Raw genomic sequence first — 4665 nt, forward strand, 5'->3', positions numbered from 1 at the left:
GAGACAATTCTCTTGCATCTTCTATAGTTTTCATGAAAGCACCGTCACCGACTTTAACATCTAAAATAATCAAGTCAGATTGAATCGCTAATTTTTTACTCATAATGCTACTAGCAATTAGCGGAATACTGTCAACCGTAGCTGTGACATCACGCAATGCATAAATTTTCTTATCTAATGGTACAATGTTGTCACTATACCCCATTAGCCCTACTCCAGTTTTACTAGCAACTTCTACTAGTTCTTCTTTAGTAGTACTGAACTTAAAATTTCTAATTGCTTCAAATTTATCAATCGTTCCACCAGTATGCCCTAATCCTTTACCAGATAACTTTGTTGTAGCCATTCCCACCGCAGATAAAATTGGTCCTAATACAACAGTAACTTTGTCTCCAACTCCACCAGTAGAATGTTTATCAACAAGATAGTGATCTAAATCATCAAAATAAATAGTATCCCCAGAATCTCGCATAGTTAATGTGAAATTAGTAAGTTCGTCTTTTGTCATATTATTAAAATAAACAGCCATTAAAAATGAACTCATTTGATAATCCGGCACTGTACCTGCAAGATAACCATCTAATAAAAATTCAATTTCAGATTTTGTAAGTTCTTTATTTTTTTTCTTTTTATCTATGATATCAACTACTCTCATAGTTTTATTCTCCTTAATTTTTTTGAAGATAAATATATTTTCTTCTAAAAGTCTTTACAATAAAAATTTGTCATTCTATATTTTTCATTCTCTATATAAATATTATTAGATACTTCTAATATCTGCAAACTCTTCTTATCTTTTAGTATTTTATATATCTCTTCATGACTTTTTTTACTATATACTATTTTATCACGAATTATGTACATTTTGTAGCCTAATAATATTAATGTATAATTTTTATATTTAAATAACAGTAAAAACAACATATAAAATATCAGTAACAGTATTCCTATTTTTAATAAAAATTGGATTTTGTCATTGATGATTAAAAACGTGACAATAATCATAAGTACTAAATAGTATTGATCAATACCATTTTGTTTGGATATTTCTTTTTTTCCACACACAAATATATTCGAAGGCCTACTGCTACTATGAATTAACAATGAAAGTATAGATATTATTATCAATAACAGCGATAAACCTAAATTCTCTATATCCCCTTTTACAAAGGTGTATATAAATAACACAAAATAAAGAGGCATAAATGAATAAATACAATAACTAATATAGTTAAATGGCTTTTTCATATTACACCTCCTATTTATTATCTTTTACTTTTTGGTTTTGACAATACTTCTGAAAAAATTATATCGTTGAGAATTCTTTCTTTATCAAAAGTTAAAGAATTTGAAACTATTTCTTTTTCTCTATCTACTATAACTCTAGGTTTCCTTTCAAAAGATTCGACTTTAATTCTAGTACTATTACTACCTGTATTCACGGGCGAACTTTTCAGTTTTAGCTTCTTCTTTTTTGAGGGAGTGTCTTCTGTTTTTCCTTCTTTAATTTTGTCAAAAACTAAAGACAGTATAAACATTACCAAAATGAATATAATTGAATTCATTATCTTCCCCTCCTAGTATTTCTATTAAGATACTCGTTAGCTATTATTCCACGAACAAGATTTTCTTTAGAAAACTCTAGTTTTTTTGTACTTTCTTGAGCAATAGAATCTTGATTAAAATTACTTCGCTTAACAATCTCGTTTCTACCTCTATTATATTTTTCATTATAATATTGTTGATATTTATTTACAACCGTTCGATTATCGACCTGCTGTTCATATATATCTTCCTTGTAAACTTGTTGATTGTCTAATGTTTTTTCTTTGATTTCAGAATCATTTAAGCCATTTTTTGCTGCCTCTTTGATTCGCTTTATTTCTTCCACTGCTTTTAACGCTTGTTCACGTGCATTATCTAATTCCATCTGTTTTGAATTATCTAAATTTTTTCTGTATCGTTTACTGTCAGAAGCAAAAACAACTACGAAAATAGCAAAAATTATGATAAATATTATCGGTGCTGCGAAAATTAAAAATGACATTTCACATCCTCCTTTTTATCTAATTATTTACCTGCTCCTGTTTCAGGTTGTGACATACGTTTAATCGAATCTCTCATACCTGTATCAGCTTCGATATTTTTATAATTCATATAATCCATAATACCTAAATTACCTTCTTGGAAAGCTTTCGCCATAGCAAGCGGTAACTCAGCTTCAGCTTCTACAACTTTAGCACGCATTTCTTGGATTCTAGCTTTCATCTCTTGCTCAGCTGCAACCGCCATAGCACGACGTTGTTCAGCTTTTGCTTGTGCTATATTCTTATCAGCAATAGCTTGTTCAGTTTGTAAATTAGCGCCGATATTTTGACCGATGTCAACATCTAGAATATCAATCGATAAGATTTCAAATGCAGTCCCAGCATCTAATCCTTTATCTAAAATTGTTTTAGAAATTCTATCAGGATTTTCTAAAACTACTGTATGCGATTCAGAAGAACCAATTGTAGAAACGATACCTTCACCTACACGAGCAATAACAGTTTCTTCTCCAGCTCCCCCTACAAGTCGCTCAATATTTGCACGAACTGTAATTCTCGCTTTCGCTTTAACCTCAATACCATTAATCGCAACACCAGCAATATATGGAGTTTCGATAACTTTCGGGTTAACACTCATTTGAACTGCTTGAAGAACATCACGCCCTGCTAAATCGATAGCCGCACAACGTTCAAATGTTAAACTTACTATATTAGCTCTATGAGCTGCAATAAGAGCATTAATTACTCTATCTACATTCCCTCCTGCTAAATAGTGACTTTCTAGTTGATTAATAGTAACTGCCAATCCTGCTTTGTGCGCCTTAATCATTGGATTAATTACTCTACTCGGAATAACACGTCTCAATCTCATACCAACAAGCGTAAAGATACTTACCTTTACTCCTGCTGCAATCGCACTGATCCAAAGACCAAGTGGAAAGAAAGTAAAGAAGATTGATAGCACAATCAGCACTACTACCACAATTATACCTGTAAATACTAATTCTGGCATAACACTACCTCCTTATTTTATTTATATTTTCTTAACTACAATACGCATTCCTTCAACACGTATAACTTCGATTTTATTACCTTTTTCGATAAAATCCCCATCAGTAACTACATCTAACTTCTCGTTTTCTAGTACGGCTACTCCTGCAGGACGTAAATCCGTATATGCTATTAATTTTTGACCTAATAGTTCCAATCTACTTTCACTAGCCACATAACCATCTTCTGTAGAAATAGAATCATTCAAGACAAGTCTATCTAAAAACATAAGTTTCTTATGGAAAACATTTCGATTTACATAATATAAAATTACCGCAAGGATTAAAGAAATTACCAATATAAAAGCAATATAATATGTTGATTTATTCACATAAATTATCGCATATACTAAGGTAATAACTCCGACAGTTCCTACTATTCCACCAGGTATAAACATTTCAAGCCCTATTAAAGCTATTCCTCCAATAAAGATTAGAAGGATAAAAATACTTAATCCTGTCGAGTAAGAATGTAAAGCAATATATGTCGCTAAACTCAGCAATGACAGTACTCCAAAAAAATTGAATTTTTTTGAAAACAACTGCTGACAAAAAGCTAGTGACATCGTAATTAAAAGAACCCAATCGAGAGACATCATTAAATTCATATAAAATCACCTCATTTTTGCATATTCTTTTTCTAGATATTCTAACAATTCTTCTCTTGAAAAGATATTTCCATGTCCAGGAACAGCATATTCAAAATCAAGTTTTGTTATCTTATCTATATAATCGCGAAGTTTTTGTTTATTATATGCCATAGGTTTCGTATAATAATTTTTAGCATGGCTATCACCTAAAAATAACACTTTTTCTTCTGGAATATAAATTAAAAATGCATCATTAGAATGAGAGTTATCATTATATATACAATTCAATTTAATTTTTCCAAGATTCAAGTTAAAATTCGCCATCTTTGGCATATCTGGAATTCTAATTTTTATTTCATGATTTTCATAAACTCTTCTTATAACATCCGCACTATATTTTATTTCAGTTCCATCTTTCACTCTTTGATATAGACTCTCCTTATCCCATTCTAACTGAGATAATTCAATTAGAGAATCTCTAGCTCTATCAGTCGCTATTACCGGAATATCCAAATACGCAGCTCCAAAACTATGATCCCAATGGTGATGAGTTAATATCACATAACTTGGCACAGGAAGATCATTTTCTTTTAATTCATTCAAAAAATTCTCCACTTGAGCAGGGCCATTTCCTGAATCTAACATCACAGAAAAATATTCTCCTTTTACATAACCAAGAGCTGGTTCTAAATACATATATCGTTGTTTTGTATAATAAAATCTATCTGAAAACTTAATTAGCATCCTTTTTTCTTCCTTTTGATTATAGGTATATTATAACATACATCTACTAAATTTGAAATATAACGAACTATAATAGAAGTATAAAATGTATATTTATCAGTATATCAGAGTATATTAGATGTATTTCAAAATATAATGAAAATGATAAAATAAGAATGTACAATTTTGACAAAATAAAAAGGCTCTTTGTCAAGTTCGGGGCACGAGAAAAAATCACTCAAGAAATCTAGGCAG

General features: G+C 30.5%; 7 protein-coding genes. All 7 read right to left on the bottom strand.

Translation table 11 applies throughout. The features are described 5' to 3' along the window. On the bottom strand, nt 1-655 hold a 655-nt coding region (locus RWS90_RS07610; protein ID WP_314550175.1), incomplete at its 3' end, for a thymidine phosphorylase. Between the two features lie 44 nt (nt 656-699). Beyond that, nucleotides 700-1248: a hypothetical protein gene (locus tag RWS90_RS07615; RefSeq protein ID WP_314550177.1), complete on the bottom strand. Its 549-nt coding sequence runs from the start codon at nt 1246-1248 to the stop codon at nt 700-702. A 17-nt stretch (nt 1249-1265) separates the two neighbouring features. Beyond that, the gene (locus RWS90_RS07620) at nt 1266-1565 is read right to left on the bottom strand and encodes a hypothetical protein (RefSeq protein ID WP_314550180.1); all 300 of its coding nucleotides are present in this window, start codon (nt 1563-1565) and stop codon (nt 1266-1268) included. Further along, entirely contained in the window at nt 1565-2047 is a 483-nt protein-coding gene (locus tag RWS90_RS07625; RefSeq protein ID WP_314550183.1) for a crotonobetainyl-CoA--carnitine CoA-transferase, read from the bottom strand. Before RWS90_RS07625 ends, RWS90_RS07620 begins: the two co-directional genes overlap by 1 nt. Before the next feature lie 23 nt (nt 2048-2070). Continuing rightward, nucleotides 2071-3060, bottom strand: a complete 990-nt coding sequence (gene floA, locus RWS90_RS07630; RefSeq protein WP_314086086.1) for a flotillin-like protein FloA — start codon at nt 3058-3060, stop codon at nt 2071-2073. Between the two features lie 21 nt (nt 3061-3081). Continuing rightward, a complete protein-coding gene (locus tag RWS90_RS07635) occupies nt 3082-3705 on the bottom strand; it encodes an NfeD family protein (protein WP_314550186.1) in 624 nt (207 codons plus the stop codon). Nucleotides 3706-3711: 6 nt separating this feature from the next. Beyond that, nucleotides 3712-4431: an MBL fold metallo-hydrolase gene (locus RWS90_RS07640; protein WP_314550188.1), complete on the bottom strand. Its 720-nt coding sequence runs from the start codon at nt 4429-4431 to the stop codon at nt 3712-3714. Nucleotides 4432-4665 lie beyond the last annotated feature (234 nt).

This window comes from uncultured Gemella sp., from assembly GCF_963529685.1.
In the GTDB taxonomy this organism is placed as follows: Bacteria; Bacillota; Bacilli; order Staphylococcales; family Gemellaceae; genus Gemella.